Annotated in this window: 11 protein-coding genes; 6 read left to right on the top strand and 5 right to left on the bottom strand. The window is 58.2% G+C overall.

The genetic code is table 11. The annotated features are described in order from the left end of the window. Positions 1–421: 421 nt before the first annotated feature. Positions 422–3,364 carry a TonB-dependent receptor gene (locus ACQCLF_RS10675; protein WP_426987061.1) on the bottom strand — a complete coding sequence of 981 codons (2,943 nt, stop codon included), beginning with the start codon at positions 3,362–3,364 and terminating at the stop codon, positions 422–424. A 307-nt stretch (positions 3,365–3,671) separates the two neighbouring features. On the opposite strand from ACQCLF_RS10675, the gene ACQCLF_RS10670 reads away from it, so the two are divergent. The 5 genes from ACQCLF_RS10670 to ACQCLF_RS10650 all read left to right on the top strand — a co-directional run bounded on the left by ACQCLF_RS10670 (position 3,672) and on the right by ACQCLF_RS10650 (position 11,447). Continuing rightward, positions 3,672–5,360 (top strand): hypothetical protein, encoded by a 1,689-nt coding sequence (locus ACQCLF_RS10670; protein WP_426987059.1) that lies wholly within the window; start codon positions 3,672–3,674, stop codon positions 5,358–5,360. 117 nt (positions 5,361–5,477) lie between these two features. Further along, entirely contained in the window at positions 5,478–6,689 is a 1,212-nt protein-coding gene (locus ACQCLF_RS10665) for a glycoside hydrolase family 88/105 protein (protein ID WP_426987057.1), read from the top strand. A 12-nt stretch (positions 6,690–6,701) separates the two neighbouring features. After that, positions 6,702–8,003, top strand: coding sequence for an alginate lyase family protein (locus ACQCLF_RS10660; protein WP_426987055.1), 1,302 nt, complete (start codon positions 6,702–6,704; stop codon positions 8,001–8,003). Positions 8,004–8,031: 28 nt separating this feature from the next. Next, complete coding sequence (locus ACQCLF_RS10655; protein ID WP_426987053.1) at positions 8,032–10,518, top strand: glycoside hydrolase family 2 protein; 2,487 nt, start codon at positions 8,032–8,034, stop codon at positions 10,516–10,518. 236 nt (positions 10,519–10,754) lie between these two features. Beyond that, complete coding sequence (locus tag ACQCLF_RS10650) at positions 10,755–11,447, top strand: FadR/GntR family transcriptional regulator (RefSeq protein ID WP_426987051.1); 693 nt, start codon at positions 10,755–10,757, stop codon at positions 11,445–11,447. Between the two features lie 110 nt (positions 11,448–11,557). On the opposite strand, the gene uxuA is transcribed toward ACQCLF_RS10650, so the two are convergent. The 3 genes from uxuA to ACQCLF_RS10635 all read right to left on the bottom strand — a co-directional run bounded on the left by uxuA (position 11,558) and on the right by ACQCLF_RS10635 (position 17,466). Then, the gene (gene uxuA, locus ACQCLF_RS10645) at positions 11,558–12,754 is read right to left on the bottom strand and encodes a mannonate dehydratase (RefSeq protein ID WP_426987049.1); all 1,197 of its coding nucleotides are present in this window, start codon (positions 12,752–12,754) and stop codon (positions 11,558–11,560) included. Between the two features lie 183 nt (positions 12,755–12,937). After that, the gene (locus tag ACQCLF_RS10640; protein WP_426987047.1) at positions 12,938–15,559 is read right to left on the bottom strand and encodes a hypothetical protein; all 2,622 of its coding nucleotides are present in this window, start codon (positions 15,557–15,559) and stop codon (positions 12,938–12,940) included. Between the two features lie 137 nt (positions 15,560–15,696). Continuing rightward, on the bottom strand, positions 15,697–17,466 hold the full coding sequence (locus tag ACQCLF_RS10635) for an SLC13 family permease (protein WP_426987045.1): 1,770 nt from the start codon (positions 17,464–17,466) through the stop codon (positions 15,697–15,699). A 157-nt stretch (positions 17,467–17,623) separates the two neighbouring features. On the opposite strand from ACQCLF_RS10635, the gene ACQCLF_RS10630 reads away from it, so the two are divergent. After that, positions 17,624–18,772, top strand: coding sequence for a MipA/OmpV family protein (locus ACQCLF_RS10630; protein ID WP_426987043.1), 1,149 nt, complete (start codon positions 17,624–17,626; stop codon positions 18,770–18,772). Between the two features lie 71 nt (positions 18,773–18,843). Here ACQCLF_RS10630 and ACQCLF_RS10625 read toward each other — a convergent pair whose 3' ends face one another. Continuing rightward, positions 18,844–20,190 carry a hypothetical protein gene (locus ACQCLF_RS10625; RefSeq protein ID WP_426987041.1) on the bottom strand — a complete coding sequence of 449 codons (1,347 nt, stop codon included), beginning with the start codon at positions 20,188–20,190 and terminating at the stop codon, positions 18,844–18,846. Between the last annotated feature and the right edge of the window lie 30 nt (positions 20,191–20,220).

Raw genomic sequence — 20,220 nt, 5'->3', positions numbered from 1 at the left:
GTGCCACTGCTACTGGTACTAGGCGCTGAAGTAAACTGCGCAGCAGCGTGAGCCAAATTCCCCGCCATGGATAACAGGACTATCACCAATATTCGCCACACTTTGAAAGTTGTGTAACAACCGGAGCATACTGACAACAGGTGTGAAACTAGCATCACAAGACTCCTTCTAAACAGGCATTTTCAGGCGCAGGCGAGAGCTACAGACGAGCCAGACCGCGACCTAGCCACTCAATCCCTGGAAGATTTATCAGACAAATCTGAAACGGAAGCCAATAGGGGAAAAGGCAGGCAGGACAGTTTTTAACCAATAACGACAACGTTGTCAACAATTGACGTAAAAAAAGCGGGCATCATGCCCGCAATAAAGTAGTAGTGAGAGATAATCCGTTTACTACAAGGTCGTGGGAGTAGGAGATCACCTACATGCGGAAGCGCAAGCCCAAGAAGTACCTGCGTCCGCTATACTCGATGCGGTTGAACGCATCGTTCGCCACGCGATACTCAACGTAGGCATCGTTCGCCAGGTTGAGTGCCTGCAGTTTGATCTGCAGGTTCGCGCTCAGGTTGTACGCCAGGGACAAATCCAGAGATTTGGTGGCCTGCACGTACCGATTGGTTTGCCCGAAGTCACTGCCAAAGGGCTTGAGGTAATCCGAGCGGTACTTGTAGGAGAGCCGGGCACTGGCACCGTACTTTTCCCAGTAACCTTCCACGTTGTAGCTCTCCTTAGAGAAGCCCGGCAGGTTGGCGGGCGGAACGTAGATGTCATCGGTAATTTCAGAGCCGTTTTCAAAGTACTCGAAATCGGTATCGGCGTAGTTGTAGCCCGCCGACACACCTAGCCCGTCAAACGGTTCCGGCAGATACGTAAAGCCGTGCTGCACTGTCAGTTCGACGCCGTTGATCGAAGAGCTGTCACCGGTGTTTTCAATAATACCGTTGACCTCCATCTGAGCCGGCTGGTCATTGATCACAAACGTTTCAACCACACCATCGGCCGTATCGAGCCCGGCATTGAAGCGTTTGTGATAGACCGCCGCGGAAATCGCGGTGTCTTCCGTCGGGTACCAGCCTACCGAAATATCGAAGTTATCGGACTCGATGGCTTCCATTTGCGGATTGCCAAAGGCCGTCACGGAACCGTCGGCTACGGCATCTTCCAGACTCGCGTACTCTTCTTCGCCACCCCCAAGATTCAAGTCACGACCGGCACCCAGCCACCACATATCCGGACGCGACACCGCCTTGTAGTACGCCAGACGCAGCTCAATGTCGTCCCGCAGCAGGAAATTGACGTTCGCGCTGGGCAGCACATTGGTGTAGCTGTTGGTGTAGGTTTCCTGGGTCAACGTGTCAGTATCTTCGGTAATAATGAAGCTCAACGGATCTTCATCCGTTCCGGCACCAGTGGTTTCCACCAGGAAGCTTTGACGGTAGCCTTCCGAAGTAATGTCGGTGTTCACCACACGGACACCCACATTCCCCGTAACAGGAATACCCGCCAGTTCGGTTTCGAAGTTGGCCATCACGAACGCAGAGGTCACCTCTTCGTTCAGCACAACGTCACCGGAGCTCGGGTCCTCGGGTGACTGGGACCAGTCCTCATTCCCCACCATCCGCTCGAACGCGCACAACGTATCGTAGGTGGCCCAGTGGTCGAACGTCACCGAGGTATCCGAACCGTAGTCCGCCTGCGGGAATGGCGTAGCGCAATGCTCGGCAATGTCGTTGACATCCGCGTAGGTTCCCGCCTCCTGTTGAGCGGCGTACTGGTCTTCGCTGTAGTTGTTGTGGTCGTGGTCGGAGTAACGCACGCCCGCTTCAATGGACGAGATAAAACCACCATCGAAAGAATATTCACCCTCAAAGCGGACCGCACTGATGGTATCTTCAATCAGGAACTCACCGTAACGAGCACGGCGACCGTCGGTCGCACCACCTTCATAGAAAGACAAGTCATTGAACGCGGCACGCCCCACCGCCGAGCCTTCCGGATCATTGAGATCGGAATACACACGATCGATGGTCGGCCACTCATCGCCATTGGCGGCCCAATCGAACCACAAGCGATCCGAGCGGAAACGGGTTTGCCAGGTTTCCTGGTAACGCGTGGTGTCGGAGTAAGACAAGTCCGCTTCCAGACGCAAACGATCAGTGGCATTCCAGGAAACATTCAGTCCGCTGCCGGTGTATTCCTCATCGCGCTCGCGATACTCACCGTAGGTGCTGAATCGGGTTTGCCCGGTGTAAGACGTCAGCGCATGGGCGTCATTGGTTTCCCAATTGGTGATATTGTTCTGCCCGTCATCCAGATACAGATCGTGGCGATCCTCATAGTAGAAACGATCGGACTTTTGCAGATCCAGTGTCACATCCCAGTCGTCGTTCGGCTGCCACTGAATCGTACTCATCACGGCGTCACGCTGCTCCTGCGATTCCATCTGACGGAAATATTGCAGGTTCGGCACAAAGTAGTAATCGCCATTGGCCGCCGGACCGTCGCCCGCCGCCGCGTTATCGTCACTCCAGCTACAGGGATTCCAACTGCCGGAACCGCCAAAGTCCGCCACGTAATCGGAGTTACAGTTACGCAAGGTGGAACTCGTGTTGTAGCTCTCTTCCGGGGTGGACGACTCGTGCCCCGCGTATCCAATGGCAAAACCGATGGTGCCAATGGCGGTGTCGAACACATCAGTGTAAGAGGCGGAGCCGCGCAGCCCCACACCATTCTCGCCCGCCATGCGCGCCTGGTACTCGTTGTAGTTCGCCTTGACTTCACCCTGGATACGGCGTTTGCCAAAATCAATCGGGCGCAGGCTGCGCAAGTCAATCACGCCCGCCACACCGCCTTCCATCAGGCTCGCCTGTTGCGCCTTGTAAACCACGGCACCGTTTACCAGCTCGGAGGGAAACTGGGAGAAAGCCACTGACCGGTTACCGCTGCCGGAGCTGACTTCCCGGCCGTTATAGGTGGAAGCCCCCAGGAAAGGGCCCAGGCCGCGCACGGAAATTTCACTGGAGTTACCCTTGAAGCGGTCACCAGTCACACCCGTAATCCGCTCCAGCGTTTCCGCCACAGACAGGTCGGGCAATGCCCCCATCTCGCTGGCGGACAGGGCATCGACAATCGTGGTGGAATCGCGTTTGATTTCAATCGAATTGCGCAGCGTATCCCGAATGGCGCCCGTTACCAGAATTTCTTCCAGTGCCTGGACACCCTCAGTCTGGGCATTCGTTTGTGCGGTATCTTGAGCCACCAGTGGAGCAGCGGCCGCGGTTAAGGCCAGCGCCAGAGCGCTGCGGCGGAACAAGCCAAGCCGGGCACGCGGAAACCGTGCCTGTTGTGGACAGTTGAATGTCATACGTCTTGTCCTCCCTCATGGGATTGTTATTAGCAGAGTTGTTTTATTGGTTTCAGATCAATTGACCCAAAGGCCAGCGGATCTTATTGTAAAACGGTCAGGCCAACTTGGCGGACAAACAGGCTTCTCTCTGACGTCGTTGCGCCGTTGTTTTCCCAGGCTTCTGTTTGTCACCGTTATGGCGAGTATGCACCAACATGGTATGATGGTAAAGCTGTAAGGCCAATTTTTTTGATACCATCACCTCGCACCAACAAGAATCAACCGGACACACCCTACGATAACGACTAATTAAGAGGATGGATGTATGTTGCGATCCCGAAGAGAGAGGACACCTGCCCGCAAAGGTGCGGGCATTTGCGCAATAATCCTTGCGTTTTCTGCACCAGCCGCCCTGCAGGCTCAGCCCGCCCCTTTCACCGCCGAAGACGGTTATTTGCCGGACTTCTCCTATGCGGGCTATCAATTCGGGGAAAAGGCTCCAGCACTCGACAACCCCACCGTCATTGAGGCCACCGAGTACGGCGTGCAAGCCGATGACGATAAAGACGACAGTGTGGCCCTGAAAAAAGCCCTGGCCGTGGCTCATGACACCTCAGGGCCAGTGGTGCTGCAATTGCCCGCTGGCCGGATTATTGTCAGTGATATTCTCTACCTGGAACGCAGCCAGATGGTTTTGCGAGGGCAGGGCAGCGGCGCCACCGAGCTCTACTTCCCACGGCCGTTGCAATACCTGCCAGACCCGCCGGATTTGCGGGAACTGCGCGAATACCTGGTCGCCCAGGACAAACGCCAGCGGGAAAAAGCCAACCATATCGATTTGGCTTTCTCTCAATACTCCTGGGCAGGTGGCTTTATCTGGACGCGGGTTCCCGGCCAGCGGGTAAAAGCGTATCTGGAAGACTACAATCAACCGCAGGCGTCGTTGGCGCACGCTATCCAGGGCCAGCGCGGCGACTCCTGGCTGACCGTTGACGCCGACCATTCCCTGAAAGCCGGGCAGGTCATCAGTATCAACTGGCACAACCGGGACGGCGAAGACGGCCCGCTGCTAAAGGCCCTGTACCCCTACCCCCACAATGAGCTGAATATCGGCTCGCACCACTGGACACTGCCCGACCAGCCCCTGGTCAAGCAGCCGGTGCTGATCACTGAGGTGGACGGCAATCGCATTCGTATCAAAGACACTTTGCTGCACGACATTGAGGCCAGTGGTGGCCATACCGAAATCACCGATTGGCCGCACCTCACCGAAGTGGGCATTGAGCGGCTGAGCCTCACCTTCCCCCGTTCACCAATGATTGCTCACCACGTCGAACCCGGTTACAACGGCCTTTTTCTTACCCGAGTGTTCAACGGCTGGGTCAATGACCTGAGAATCCGCAACGCCGACAGCGGTATCCTGACCGAGGAAGTGGCCAATCTCACGCTGGAAAACGTGACCACCAGCGGCGAGAATCTCGCCCACTACAGTATTGCCATGGGCGATACGCACAACGTGCTGGTCAAGCACTTGAAGGTTCACAACGAGGTACGCCACCCGCTGAGCTTCAACACCTACTCCACCCGCAGTATCTATACCCAGAGCCAGGTATTCACGGCGCCGGTGCTGGATCAGCATTCCGGCGCCAACCACCAGAACCTGTTTGATGACATCGAAGTACTGGTACACCTGGACAAGGATCAGCGCGAGCGCGCCCGCTATCCGTTATTCAAGGGCGGCGGCGCCAGCTACTGGAAACCCACTCACGGGGCCTACAACACCTTCTGGAATATCCGGGTTCAACTCGATACCTATCCAGCGGACAGCGAGCGCCCCTTGGCACTGTATGGCGTAAGCGATGGACCTCAGGCTCGGTTGCTCGGTGTGCACGGCAACTACCCCCTGGAAGTGGACTATGGGCCCGATGCGGTGGTGCGCGGCCTGAACGCACCACCGCCCGGCACACCCTCGCTGTATGAATACCAGCTTCGGCAGAGACTGGACCAGCCATAGACATTTTCTGGAAAGGCCTTTAGACTGACCAAAATTGGTATTACCACATTACCAAAATCAATCATGCTGCGCCCTCACCCCGGGCGCAGCCAGTAAAATAATGACACGAGGGTAACCATGACTACACCACAACGATCTCTCGCTGCGCTGCTCACGTTGGGGCTCGGCCTGGGCATGGCAGCCTGCGCCCACCCGCCAGAGAGCACCGGCACGGACCTCTCCGGCGAACTCACCCCGGACGCTGTGCGCGCCGTTGCCAACCGGGTCGCTGACTGGCAGTTGGCGCAATACGATCTGAAAACCAACAACTTTCGCGAGGAAGAGCGGGCCAGTGAGCTGCCCCAGGGCTGGGTCAATGCCACCCTGAACATCGGCCTGATGCACTGGGCCGAGGCGTCCGGACAACCCGAGTACCGCACGGCCGTGAAACACCTGAGCGAAGTTAACCAGTGGCAACTTGGCCCCCGGGTGTACGATGCCGATGACCACGCCATGGGACAGGTCTACATCGATCTCTACCGCCAATACGGTAAAGAGCACATGATCGAGAACACCCGCGATGTACTCACAGAGGTGGTTGAACATCCGAGCGAGGTGGATCTGGCGTTTATCAACGACGAGCGCAACCGCTTCGAAGCCGATGGCCGCGTGTTCAACGATCAAAAATGCCGAGAACGCTGGTGCTGGGCCGACGCCATTTTTATGGCCCCCCCGGTGTTCTTCGACCTGAGCCGTTTGACCGGCGACCCGCGCTACGCCGAGTTTGCCGACCAGGAATTCTGGGAAACCACCCGTTACCTCTTCAACGAAGACGAACAGCTCTACCTGCGCGACAGCCGTTACTTTGAGCGGCACGATGAGGCCGGTCGCCTGATTTACTGGGGCCGTGGCAACGGCTGGGTGCTTGCCGGTATTGCGCGTATTCTGGCGCAAATGCCAGAGGACTTTGCGCACCGGGAAAACTACGAGCGTCTCTACCGCAGTATGGCCGCACGTCTGGTGGAGCTGCAACACCCGGACGGCAACTGGCGCTCATCGCTGCTGGCCGACCACGAGGCACCCGCGCCGGAATCCAGTGGCACCGGCCTGCTGGTCTTCGCGCTCGCCTGGGGACTGAATCAGGGCCTGATTGAAGGCGAACCGTACGAGGACAGTGTGGCGCTCGGCTGGCAGGCGCTGGTCAACGCCGTGCAACCGTCCGGCATGCTCGGCTGGGTCCAGCAGGTGGGCTTCGCTCCGGGCAGTGCCACCGAGGACGACACTCAGCTCTACGGTGTCGGCGCGCTGCTGCTGGCGGCCTCTGAGCTTTATTCGAAGACTGAGCGCTAGAAGAGCCAGTTTATGAGCCAGCCACACCGTTTCCCCGCACGCTCGACCAAAGCCTGGCGGCTGTTAATAACCATTGCGGTGAGCGCCTGGCTCAGCGGCTGCCAGGGCCTCAGCGACTACCAGGGCCTCAGCGGCTACCAGAGCCTGGCGTCCACCACCTCCCTCGAAGCGGAGGTGGTGCGCATTGAACAGCCGCGCATCGAGCGCAAAGCCAATGCCTACTTGAACGCCGAGCCCCGCACCGTGACCGCTGACCACAGTGAACGCAGTGCCGGTGGTGCCCACGATTTTTATTCCGAAGGCGACTACTGGTGGCCCGACCCCGACAATCCGAACGGCCCTTACATTCGGCGTGACGGACTGAGCAACCCGGACAACTTTATCGCCCACCGGCAATCACTGATGCGCTTCAGCGATATCGTGGCCAGCCTGACCTCCGCGTATCTGCTGACCGAAGACCGCCGCTACGCGCAAGCCGCCATCCGCCACCTGAACGCCTGGTTTGTCGACGCGGATACCCGAATGACGCCACACCTGCGCTATGCCCAGGCCATTCACGGCCGCAACACCGGGCGCAGCATCGGCGTGATCGACACCATTCACCTGGTCGAAGTCGCCCGCAGTGCCCAACATCTGATGGCCCGCGACCAGCTGACTGGAGACACTCGCGAACAGGTACTCACCTGGTTTTCCGATTACCTTCACTGGCTGACCACGCATCCTTTTGGCCTTAAAGAACGCGAACATCCCAACAACCATGGCGTTACCTGGGCCATGCAAGCGGCCGCCTTCGCCGACCTGACCGGCAATACCGCACTGCTGGCGGAGATTCGTCACGATTTCAAAACGCGGTTCGTCGGCGAAATGATGAATACCGACGGGGGTTTTCCTGCCGAACTTGCGCGCACCAAGCCCTACGGCTATTCGCTGTTCGTGCTCGACGCCATGGCTACCCTCGCGCAAATTGCCTCCACACCGGACGACAACCTGTGGCAGTACCGCGATGACAAAGGGCGCGGCTTGCCGCGTGCCATGGCTTTTATGCGGCCTTATATCGCCGACAAAACCCAATGGCCCCTGCCGCCGGACGCCATGTACTGGGACAACTGGCCGGTACGGCAGATTTCCCTGGTGCTGTCCGCCTGGGCTTATGAAAAACCGGGCGATATCGATCTCTGGCAATCACTGGACGCCGACCCCGACGAATACGAAGTGCGGCGCAACCTGCCGGTGCGCCATCCGTTACTGTGGCTGTCGGAGCGCGCCGCCGGCGTCCCGGCACTCCAGCCTCATCACAACCATAACCACCCATGAGAACAACGACCTTTCAGAGAGGTACAACGTGAAACACCATCAACCCCGACGCCCCCGTTTGCGCCGCAGCGCTACCGGCCTGCTGGCCGGATTGCTGCTGGCACTGGGCCAGACCCAGGCCTCGCCGTTTGTCGTGCCCGCCGAACCGGATACCCTGTTGCTCAACGCCAACTGGGGTTATCTGGAAAATATTACCGAGAACGAAACCCAGGCGCGCGATGCCAGCGGCTGGCAGTCCCTGAACCTCCCCCACACCTGGAACGCCACCGACAGTGTCGATGCCTTGCCCGGCTATCGACGCAACGCCAGTTGGTATCAAAAAACCCTGCGCCCTGAAGCGAGCGAGGACGCCCTGCGCTACCTGCTGTATTTCGAAGGCGCCAACATGATCACCGATGTCTACCTGAACGGCGACCACATCGGCCAGCATGTCGGTGGCTATATTGGTTTTGAAATGGACATCACCGATGCGCTGAAAGCCAATCAGGACAACACGCTGATGGTTCGGGTCAGCAACGCCTACGACCCCAACCTGATTCCGTCGCAAAAATCCGACTTCGTCATTCACGGCGGTCTGACCCGGGATGTCTGGCTGAAAGTCGTGCCCGAGGTCTACATTGGGCAAGTCCGTGTGGACACGCCGGAGGTCGATGCCGAGCGCGGTCTGACGGACATTCTCGTATACGGTCGCAACACCTCGAATAAAGAACGTGACTACGAGGTGACCGCCCGCATTATCGATCCCGATGGCCACGCTGTGGCCGAGCTGACACGCTCGGTATCGCTGGCACCGGGCGCGTTCGAAGTGCCGCTGCCCACCGAAGCCATGCCCAACCCGGCACTGTGGTCACCGGAAGACCCGAACCTTTACCGTGTCGATGTCGCACTGAAACAAAGCGGCGACACACTGCACAGCAACAACACCCGCTACGGTTATCGCTGGTTTGAATTTAAGGACCACGGCGCGTTCTACCTGAATGGCGAACGGGTACTGTTGCGCGGCACCCACCGCCACGAAGAGCACGCCGGGCTCGGCGCGGCCATGCCCAACCGCCTGCACCGCCAGGACATGCAAATGATCAAGGATCTGGGCGCAAACTTTGTGCGCCTCGGCCACTACCCCCAGGACCCGGAAATTTACCGGGCTGCCGATGAACTCGGCCTGATTCTGTGGGACGAACTGCCCTGGTGTCGCGGCGGCATGGGTGGCGAACAATGGCAGGACAACACCGAGCGCCTGCTTCGCCAGCAAATTGCACAAAACCGCAATCACCCGAGCATCGTATTCTGGTCGTTGGGCAACGAAATTTACTGGGAAGAAGACTTCCCCGGTGGCGGTGACCCCGAGAAGCTCAATCCGTACTTGCAGCACCTGAACGATATTGCCCACGACCTGGACCCGACGCGGCTGACCTCCATTCGCAAATACTATGAAGGTGCGCATATTGTCGATGTGTTCTCACCGTCCATCTGGGCCGGCTGGTACGGCGGCGCTTATGCTCAATATGAAGAAGCCTTGCGCAAAGCGATGAACGATTACCCGCACATGCTGCATATGGAATACGGCGGCTCCAGCCATGTCGGGCGTCATACCCCGACTCCCATCACCAAAGACGGGATTCCCGGCGCTCAGGTGGATGTGGAAGAAGCCGTAAACCAGGCCGTGGTGAAAAGCGTGGCGAAAGATTCCGACTGGAACGAAAGCTACATTGTTGATCTGTTCGACTGGCACCTTCAGGTGCAGGAGAATCTGCCCAACTTTGCCGGCAGCGCCCAGTGGGCGTTCAAAGACTTCGCCACCCCCTTGCGTCCGGAAAACCCGATTCCCTACATGAACCAGAAAGGTCTGGTGGATCGCCAGGGACGTAAAAAAGATGCCTACTACGTGTTCGCCAGCTACTGGGCCACGGACCCGTTCTGCCGTATCGAGTCCCATACCTGGACGCATCGCGGTGGCGCGAAAAACGAGCCGCAAACCATTACCGTGTATTGCAACACCGATGCGGCACAGTTGAGCGTCAACGGCAAATCCCTCAAACGCCTGGAGCGCGATCCGAAACAAGTCCCCGCCGGTGGCCTGGTGTGGACCACCGAGCTGAACGAAGGCGAAAACGCATTGGCCGTCGTGGGTTACAAAGACGGGAAGCGAGTCGCCGAGGATCAAATGACCGTGACCTACATCGTCGATCCGCTCAACAAGCTGGAGCACATCAAACTCAGTGCCAGTACCCAGGACGACGGCCTGTTGTTAATCGAGGCCGAAGCGGTGGACAAGAACGGCGACCGCTGCATTACCTGTGACGAGCGCGTGTACTTCAGCAACCTTGGGGAAGCGGGCGAGCTGCTGGAAAACTATGGGACGCCGGATAAGAGCAGCGAGATTGAAATGGCCAATGGCTACGCTTCCATTCTCTACCGACCCGACCCGGCGCAATCCTCCATCATTGAGTTGCGCAGTCAGGATGTCAAAGGCGTGTACGTCTACGTGGATCAAACGGGCGAAATTCAGCCCTGATTGACGCACGGCCGGAGCACGCCTTGTGCTCCGGCCCGTTTTTTCACCCTACCGTTTACCTTTTATCCCGCCCGCCCGCCAACAACACCAAGGCCAATTGGCTTTACCCCTTGTCCATAGTACACTTGATGGTTAATCAGAGAAGGCGCTCGACGAACGTCGCAACGCGCTGCGCGCGGAGCGTGCCACACCAACTACTGCCAGGGTCGCGCCCCGCCTCACGAGGACACACCACCATGCAGTTTGAAGCCATTAAGCCCGACCGTTTGTACATCAAGGTCGCCAACCAGTTATCGCAACTGATTTCCGACGGCAAGATTGAGCCCGGTCAGAAATTTCCCGCCGAACGGGAACTGGCCGAGCGCCTGGGGGTAAGCCGCCCGACCATCCGCGAAGCCATGATCGCCCTGGAACTGCAAGGCGTGATTGAAATCCGGACCGGCTCCGGCATTTATGTGACCCGTAAAAAACCCAGGCTGGAAGTACGGGATAAAGGCATCGGCCCTTTCGAGATTCTGGAAACCCGCATGCTGCTGGAAACCGAAGCCTGCGCCCTGGCCGCTGAACGTATTTCGGACGAGCAGATTGAAAAGCTCTGGGCCGCCTACCGGGAAATGGAAGAGGAAAACAAAAAACAGGATGCCTCAGAACAGGCGGACTGGAAATTTCACAACATTATTGCAATGGCTTGCCAGAACACGGCTATTTATGCGGTCGTGGACTGGCTGTGGGAACTGCGCAATCAATCCGAGCTGCACACCGCTTTTTCGCAGCGCATTCGCCAGGAAGGCGTTCACCCTATCCTGGAAGACCACCGCACCATTATTGAAGCCCTGGCAAACCGTGACGCCGAAGGCGCCCGGCAAGCCATGCGCAAACATCTGGAGAACGCCACCGAAGCGGCGGCCACGCACTTCGGACAGAATTGATCGCCCGAGTCACTCCAGCTCTTTGACGCCATTAAAAAAGCGGCCGGTAGCGGCCGCTTTTTTATTACCATCCAACGCTTAAGGCAAAGCGCTTTCCGATGTCACCGATTTCAGCTTGCGACGGAACGACCGCGCATGATTTTCAACGCGTGAATCACGCCGCGCAGCTCTGCCAACCCTTTCATTCGGCCCGCATACGAGTAACCGGGGTTCACACCCTGGCGGCCAATTTCATCCGCCATCAGGTGCCCGTGGTCCGGGCGCATGGGAATCTGCAACTGCGGCCCTCCTTCAGCCTTGCGACGCTCCTCTTCCGCGAGCAGCTGGTCGATCAGGCCGACCATATCGTTGTCACCATCCAGATGATCGGCTTCATAGAACGAGCCATCGTCCTCACGTTTTACATTGCGCAAATGCACAAAATAAATGCGTGAACCAAACTCGCTCGCCATTTTCACCAGGTCGTTATCGCAACGCGCTCCGTAGGAACCGGCACACAGCGTCAGCCCGTTGGCAGGGCTGGGAACCGCTTCGAGCAACGCGCGGGCGTCATCCGCCGTGGAGACTACACGCGGCAGGCCGAACAGCGAAAACGGTGGATCATCCGGGTGAATGCACAAACGCACTCCGGCTTCTTCCGCCACCGGCACCACTTCTTTCAGGAAGGCAAACAAATTGGCGCGCATGCCATCATTGCCAATTTCAATAAACTGTTCAATCGCCGCCATAATACCGGCGCGGTCATAGGAGCCATCGCCCCCGGGCAGCCCGGCAATAATGTTTTTCTCCAGCAGGACTTTCTCTTCATCACTCATGGCCAGCACGCGCTGCTCGGCTCGGGCCAGTACGTCCGGCTCGTAATCGGCGGCGGCGTTGCGGCGCTGAAGAATGTGTACATCGTAGGCGGCAAAGTCGCTCATCTCAAAACGCAGCGCCTGGCTCTCGTTCGGCAGCACATAGGTCAGGTTGGTGCGGGTCCAGTCCACCACCGGCATAAAGTTGTAACACACGGTATCAATACCGGCCTCGCCCAGGCGGCGCAGCGAGGTTTTGTAATGATCGATGTACGTTTGGTACTGTCCGCTGCGCGTTTTGATGTCATTGTGTACGGGCACACTTTCCACCACCGCCCAGCTCATACCCTGCTTTTCAATCAAGGCCTTGCGTTCCAGAATATCGTCCATGGGCCAAGCCTCCCCGGTGGGAATGTGGTGCAGCGAGGTCACCACACCCGTGGCACCTGCCTGTGCAATATGCTTCAGGCTCACCGGGTCATTCGGGCCAAACCATCTCCAAGTTTCCTGCATTCTGTCCTCTCAAATCATTGGCTACGCCATCCCGTCCGGGCGGCGAATTGGTAAATCTGCCTGACCAATTGTATCGCTTTCAGTCAAATTTGCAATATGGGTCTGCCCCACCGCTCCACCCCAAAGCGGCCCGGCGGGGCCGCTTTGGGAAGAGACTGACATCAAGCGCCGGTCACCACTTGCCTAAAACCCTGAAACCGCGTCCAGATAGACACTGACGGGGCTAATTTCACCGGCATTGCCACCGAACTTGAACTCAACGCGCTCCGGCACCAGATTCGGCGTTGCCACCGGAAAAGTACCCAGTTCAACGCCATTGAGCCAAAGGGTGAATTCGTTGCTAACCGCGACGTCTTCCCAGCTTACGGTCACCTCATTCCAGGCATCCACGCTATAACTGATCACATCTTCCTGGCTGCCTCCTTCGCGGCGACGTAAGGTTCCATCCCCCTTAAACAACAAGTCAATGGATCGATTGGCCGAGTTATAGGTGTCCGCGTAGAGCGTTATCAAGGTATCTGCATCCACGCCTGCCGGAATGTACACGGCGGCGCTAAGAGAGCCAGTGGCCGCCGGTACCTGACTCTGCCGAAGGCGTACCTGACCCTCGACGGCATGAGTGAACTTAACCGACTGACTGCCTTCCCGTGCCATCTCTGCACTCACCTGAATATCACCCTCGGCGTCGAAGCCGGCGGGCGCCGCGCTCAGCGTGTCGGTTTCGAAACCAAAGTCCGGCGCGCTCGGGGGCGGCTCAGCACCGTCGCCTCCATCGGCTTCGCCAAGCTGATCGGAGATGGTCACCGCATCCACATACACACTGTCGGGGCTCACTGCTTCGGCGTTCTGACCAAATTTGAACTCCACCCGCTCGGGTGTCAGACCGGTCGTTGCCACCGGAAAGGTGCCGGCCTCTGTGCCATTGACCCACAGGGTAAATTCATTCGAGGTCGACACAGACTGCCACTGGATTTCAATATCCACCCAGTCATCGGTAGACACAGTCACCACATCTTCCTGGGCACTGCCTTCACGTCGGCGCACCGTGCCATCGGTTTTCAGAATGATATCGATCGCACGATTCGCCGAGTTATAGGACTCGGCGTACACGGTCAGCAGGGTATCCACGCCGCTGTCGGCGGGCAGGCGAACCGAGGCTTTCAAGCGCCCCGTATCCATGGCGCCAAAGGCCTGGCGCATACGCACTTGCCCTGGCTCCGGGTGGGAGAGCTTGACGGACTGGCTGCCTTCACGCGCCTGTTCGTCGGAGACGGTAATATCACCTTCTACCTCAAAGTCGGCGGGAGCCTGCCCCAGCGCTTCCGCTTCGAACCCAAAATCGGGCACATCGCCACCACCCGGCGGGTTCTGGCCGGTGATATCGGACGGACAAATATTGGTACCTTCGGCGATACAGAAATCGTTGAACCAGACGGTTTCATCGCGCAGCATTGCGATATCGTTAAGGCTGCGATAGATCCCCCACTTGGGTCGATTCAGGTTGGCCCCGTCGCGCCACATATCAATGTCGTTATTGCTCCAGGCCACCAGCGTCTGGCCATCGCTCAGGCGGGTCAGGGACACTTCGAGCCGACCGCTTTCCGCGTTCAGCGTCCGCACATAGGCTTCCACCCACTCACCTTTAAAGTCCGACAGGTTGGCAGCGGCCACCTCAGAGGCCCCGGTGGGACCGTCGGGCGCGTACATGACCTGCAAGCGCTCGGGCGAGCCGGCACGCGGCGTAAAGGTCACGATGGGCATACCGTCATCACCACCGGAGGCTTTGATCTGGAAGATATGTGTAAACGAGGAAGACGGCTGAAAACCTTCCGGCAGCTTGAACTTCCAGCGGTAGGTGTGAATCTCTCCCTCACGAGCAATGCGATCTTCCGGCGAGGGCGAGTAGGTTTTGACTTCAATACGCTGACGGTCTGTGATGGTGTCTATGCAACGGTCACCATCCACATCGCGCAGAATATGGAACGCAAACACGTAGGTTTCCAGGTCGTCGTCCATTACCTCGGTAATGCGTCGGCCAAAGCTGTCTGTGGATTCATCACAGACCGGCGTTTCCACCGCCGTGCCACCAAACGCCGCATCAAACAGTTCATACGTATCTCCCGGGCCATCGGCCGAGGCAATCACACGACTGTTGATCTGGCCATTCAGGGTACTCTGGAAATGCGCCATGGCGTCGCCCTCGGACACCAGCGCGGCACGGCCGGAACCGGAGGCACTGAGCAGGTTGATTACCGCAGCCGACTGCGCAAAATCCTCGGCGGGCTGATCAAAATCCAGTGCGGTGGCTGCACCGTGGGCCTGTTCATCCAGCGTGATGCCATTGCCGGGATCGCCATCGACGTCCAGCGAGATGAGCAGCCGCACCATGTTAATCACCCGACGGTCCGCCAGATCGCTGGTGTCAGCGAGATCGAGTGGCGTGAGCGTAGCGCGGGCGCGAGTCTCTGGCAGCGTCAAGTCACCAATGGCAAAGGTAACGGTCTCTCCGGCCCGGTAGAAGAACTCACCGGCGTCCGTGGTGCTGCCGTTCTGGCTGGCAGTGCTGAAGCGCAGATTACCCACGGCGCTGTCCAAAAACGTACCGCGTAGCACGTCGGGGCCACTGGCGTCACTTCCACCAGACGATGACTGACCGGAAGATGAGGACACACTGTTGTCGGCACTGTTGTCGGCACTACTGCTGACACCCGATCCGGGGGTCGGTGTTTCATGGCCGATACTGCCTCCGCAGGCACTCAACAGGCCAGCCAAACAGAGGAGGGTTGATGTTTTATAAATGCTCATAGCGATTACCTTATGTTTATTCTCCGCAACTGCGTGGATTTTTAGGCAAAATCACTATGTCGTAAAAACAGCCTTACTGTCAAGTGGTAAGGCCAATTATTCAACACCCACCCCTCGTTAAAAGATGGTTTGTGGGCTTAGAGGACCAGAGGCCAGCCCAACGCCAGTACCATGACCGTGGCGACACCAATCAGCAGATTCATCGGCAACCCGACTCGTAGGAAGTCGTTGAACCGGTAGCCGCCCGGGCCATACACCATGAGGTTGGTCTGATAACCCAGAGGGGTGGCGAAGCTTGCCGAGGCGGCAATCATTAAGGCGAAAATATACGGATCCGGGTTCAATGAGGCGTTTTCGGTAATCTTGAGTACCACGGGCAGCATGATAATCGCCGCGGCGTTATTGGTGATCACCTCGGTAAGCACCGAAACACACAGGTAGACCAGAATCAGAATCAGCCACGGGCGCCCATTGCTCAGTCCCACTGTCAGCTCTCCGAGCCAGTGCGCGACACCGGTTTTATCCAGAGCAGCTCCGAGCGCGAAGGAAGAGCCGATGGTCAGCAACACGGTCGGGTCCAGGCTTTTTTGCGCCTGAGGCGCCGAGCAGCAACCGGTCAACAGCATCACAGCCGCACCCAGCAGCGCGGCGTGCAGCATGGGCAACACCCCCAGCGCGGCAATCAACACTACCGTCAGCAAAATCGCCCAGGCGAGATAGGCACGCTGGTGTCTCGGGGCCTCGGTATTGAGGTCATTGACCAGCAAAAAATCCTTGTTGTATTTCTGCCGACTGACAAACGCGGGCCGGGCTTCCAGCAATAACGTATCGCCGGGCTTGAGCTTGATGGTGCCCAGGTTGCCCGCTACCCGCTCACCATTGCGCGCCACGGCCAGTACCACGGCACCGTAACGCTCGCGAAACTGAGAATCGCGAATCGTCTGGTTAATGCAGTTACTGTGCGGGGAGATAACCACCTCCACCAGACGCCGTTCACTGTGCTCCCTACCCAGTGTCGGCTCACCGTTGGTGGAAGGCACGATGCCTTTAATTCGCAACAGATCAGAGATGGCTTCGGTGTCACCGGCGAAGACCAGTCGGTCTCCGGCTTGCAGCGGCTCCTCGGAAGCCACGGCGGGAACGATAGCGCCGCCGCGGTCAATTTCCACCAGATAAATACGCTTCAGATTACGCAACCCGGCCTGTTCCACGGTCTGCCCTACCAGTGGGCCGTCGGCGGCCACAGCCACTTCCAGCGTGAACTCCCGCAGGTTGCCAAACAACGCTTTCTCCCGGCGATCAGGCAACCAGCGGGGGAAAAAAATGGCCATGAAAATCAGGCCAATAATCGCTACCGGCAATGACACCGCCGTGATGGAAAACAACGAAAAGCCGGCCTCACCGGTCAGGCTTTGGTATTGCCCGTTCACCACCAAATTGGTACTGGTGCCCACCAGGGTTAAGGTCCCACCGAGAATAGCGGCGTAGCTGAGCGGAATCATCAGTTTGGACGTGGGCATATCGATTTGCTTGGCCCAGGCGCGCAGCGCCGGAATCATGGTGGCCACCACCGGCGTGTTGTTCAAAAAACCGCTGAACAACGCCACGGGCAGCGCCACTCGCATCTGCGCGCGACGCACGGACGTCGGACGCCCCAGAAAGTAGCGCACCACCAATTCTATGCCGCCGGAGGCGTGGATACCCGTGGCCACCACGAACATCGCCGCCACGGTGATTAACCCGCTGTTGCTAAAACCAGACAGGGCTTCCTCGGCCGTCAGTACCCCACTGACCAACAGGATAATCATGACGCCTGCCATGACCAGATGCGGCCCGATTCGGGTCAACATCAATGTCATCAATGCACCGATGGTCAACAGCAGAGAAAAGAGGCCTTGCCACTCCATAGAAAATACATTCCACAAATCGTGATAAAAGGCGAGCAGAATAACCAAAGCCACGGCAAAGCGACAATAGTGATTGGCTCTAGGGTTATAACCGGACGGTATATGGTAATCCATCCGATGGCTAAAGTCGTAACTGCTACCATTAATGGATCAATCAATGCGTGACCGTCCAATGCGTGACCTTCGCCTTTTTTTAGTGTCCCTTGTTTTAACATCCCTCGGGACTTTTTATGGGATCACCTTTTATGCCATCGCCTTGCCGGCGCAGGCCGCCTCGGTGCAGATTGAGCTGGCCGATTCACCCGGCCCGGGCGAACGGATCGTTTATTTGTACCAGGACCCTGACCGCTTCGGCGCATTTCGTGAACCCGATTACCGGGCGCGCTTTGTTGCGGGAGAACCTATTGAGGTAAACGCGCCCAGCGGCGATTACGCGGTGCTGGTCTTCTACGATGAAAACGGCAACGGAGAGTTGGACCGCAACTTTGTGGGCATTCCCAGTGAGCCAATCGCCCTGTCCAACAACTACCGCCCCAAAGGTCCGCCAAGCTTTTCCCAGGCCCGCATTACACTGCGGGAGGAGTCGGCTTCGCAGCAGACGCTGTCGCTCTACCGACCATTGGGTGGCCTTGGCCAGTGGGGCATCGGGCTGGGCGCTATCGTGCAAAGCTCACCGTACCGGGATAGCGATGCGAACGCTGTGCAACCCATCCCGACTCTGGTGTATCTCGGCGAGCGCTTGCAATGGACTGGCCCGCGGGTTCGCTACACGCTGGTCAGTCACGCCAAATGGCGATTGGCGGCCCAAGGCGACCTTCGTCTGGGCGCCTATGAGGAAACCGATAGCCCGTGGCTGACGGGCCTGGGGGATCGCGATCACACCGTGATGCTGGGCCTGGCGTTAACGGTCGACCTACCCGCCAGTGCATCTTTGACACTCAGCGTTTCCCAGGATATTCTCGACCGTTCTGGAGGCGCACTCGCACGCCTGAGTCTCAGTCGGGGCTTTCAGTGGCAAAGGCTGCGCATCACTCCATCGCTCGGCGCGACCTGGTTGAACGACGACCTTACCGCGTACGAGTTTGGTGTCCCGCTCGACAACGCTTTGGACTGGCGCCCTGCTTATGCCCCGGGTTCCGCCATCAATCCCGAGGTGGGCCTGTCCCTGTTTTACGAGCTTTCCCCGCAATGGCAGCTACTGGGCTTTGCGGGCGCCGAACAACTCGACGAGGGTTTACGGGACAGCCCTATTGTGGACGCTCATACGCTCACGCGGGGCTTTGTCTCGTTGACCTATACGTTTTAACGTGTTCCCGGCTGATATGAAAACGCCCCGCTTTAGAGGCGGGGCGTTAACAGGCTTACCGGTTTTACCGATCAATGGGCGTGATCGTGCTCCTCGTCGTGATCGTGATCCACCAGCGCATCTTCGAAGCCGGCCCATACGATACCCGCCGGAGTAACGTCCAGCGCCAGCGCTTCGCTGACTTCACCGCTTTCCAGATTCACTTCCATCACGGTGTTGGCCACCGGATCGGTCACGTAGACCAGAGGGCCAGCCTTGGACACGGCCATCGCAAGGTTCAGACCTTCGTCCAAACCAACGAGGTCACTGGTTACGACAGAAACCCGTTCCAGAGGCGCCCAGCCGTCCGCCACTTCCAGGCGGGTCAGACCACCATCGTCGTCGAGTATCAAAAAGTGCTCACCCTCACCATCAAACGCGTAAGCGATAGCGGAGCGAGTGGCGTCGCCCTGCCAATTCAGTGCGGTGATCGTTTCTTCATGGGCATCCACGAGATACAGCTCCCCTGAAGCGACGCCCACCATTTGCTCAGAGGCTTCGTGTGCATACAGGCTGCCGATTCGGCCGTTGATGCCCGCCGGGTTGTCGAGCTTGAGCTCGTGAAAGTGGTCACCGTGTGCATGAATCAGCAGAACACCATCGGCGCAGCCAAACGCCACGCCTTCGTCCCACTGTGCGCTGCCGTGCAAACTCGGGCACAGGGTATCGAATACTACTTCCTCTTCATAAACACTCTCGTGCCAGTGGTATTGCGCCACCTGATCCGGCAACGACGCACTGTCATCGGTTTTACGAGTCACAAACAGAGAACCGTCAAAGTGCTGAGCGGCACCGTGGTGCTGGGAATCAAGATCCAGCCAGCGGCCGGCACCGTTGTCCGCCAGATCCGCTTCTGTGAAGACACCCACTCGCGCCAGTTCACCGCTGCCACTGTTGCCATCATAAAAAATCACCGCTCGGCCATCACCCAGCGTGTAGTGGGTGGGGCGGGAGCCCGGCGCGGTAAAGTCCATAAAGGCGGGGGAGGTCGTGCTGTAGTCCCAGTGATCGCCATGGGACTCGCGAATCAAACCGGCATCCACCGCATTGACCTGGTCTTCGTTTCGCTGAATCGCCACCGCGAAACGATCGCCGGGGCTGGGGTAAAGGGCCGACGCCGGTGCGGCCAGTTCAAAGTGGTTCAATTCCTCGCCGTCGTCCAGGCTGTAGACCACCAGTTCGCCTTCGCCGAAAGCGTTAACCACTAACCGGCCTTTGGTCTCAGGCACTTCGCCATGCGAGTGGTCGTGGCCAGGATCTTCCACCGGTTCACGCTCCACAATATTCGTGCTGCTGCCACCGCAGGCCGTCAGCCCAAGCGCCAGAAACGCACTCAGACCAATCGCCAGGGGGTTCATTCGGTTCCAGGTCATCATCATTCAGTCCTCTTTCAATCAGTTATTGTCAAT

The organism is Marinimicrobium sp. ARAG 43.8 (assembly GCF_050113635.1).
In the GTDB taxonomy this organism is placed as follows: domain Bacteria; phylum Pseudomonadota; class Gammaproteobacteria; order Pseudomonadales; family Cellvibrionaceae; genus Marinimicrobium.
Note: the sequence above shows the minus strand (reverse complement) of the source record. Positions and strands in the feature narration are given on the sequence as shown.

Excerpts from the sequence above, each read along its gene's own strand:
- ACQCLF_RS10625 (WP_426987041.1), bottom strand. The coding sequence starts at position 20,190 with ATGATGATGACCTGGAACCGAATGAACCCCCTGGCGATTGGTCTGAGT.
- uxuA (WP_426987049.1), bottom strand. The coding sequence starts at position 12,754 with ATGCAGGAAACTTGGAGATGGTTTGGCCCGAATGACCCGGTGAGCCTG.
- ACQCLF_RS10665 (WP_426987057.1), top strand. The coding sequence starts at position 5,478 with ATGACTACACCACAACGATCTCTCGCTGCGCTGCTCACGTTGGGGCTC.
- ACQCLF_RS10650 (WP_426987051.1), top strand. The coding sequence starts at position 10,755 with ATGCAGTTTGAAGCCATTAAGCCCGACCGTTTGTACATCAAGGTCGCC.
- ACQCLF_RS10670 (WP_426987059.1), top strand. The coding sequence starts at position 3,672 with ATGTTGCGATCCCGAAGAGAGAGGACACCTGCCCGCAAAGGTGCGGGC.
- ACQCLF_RS10675 (WP_426987061.1), bottom strand. The coding sequence starts at position 3,364 with ATGACATTCAACTGTCCACAACAGGCACGGTTTCCGCGTGCCCGGCTT.
- ACQCLF_RS10635 (WP_426987045.1), bottom strand. The coding sequence starts at position 17,466 with ATGGAGTGGCAAGGCCTCTTTTCTCTGCTGTTGACCATCGGTGCATTG.
- ACQCLF_RS10640 (WP_426987047.1), bottom strand. The coding sequence starts at position 15,559 with ATGAGCATTTATAAAACATCAACCCTCCTCTGTTTGGCTGGCCTGTTG.
- ACQCLF_RS10660 (WP_426987055.1), top strand. The coding sequence starts at position 6,702 with ATGAGCCAGCCACACCGTTTCCCCGCACGCTCGACCAAAGCCTGGCGG.
- ACQCLF_RS10630 (WP_426987043.1), top strand. The coding sequence starts at position 17,624 with ATGCGTGACCGTCCAATGCGTGACCTTCGCCTTTTTTTAGTGTCCCTT.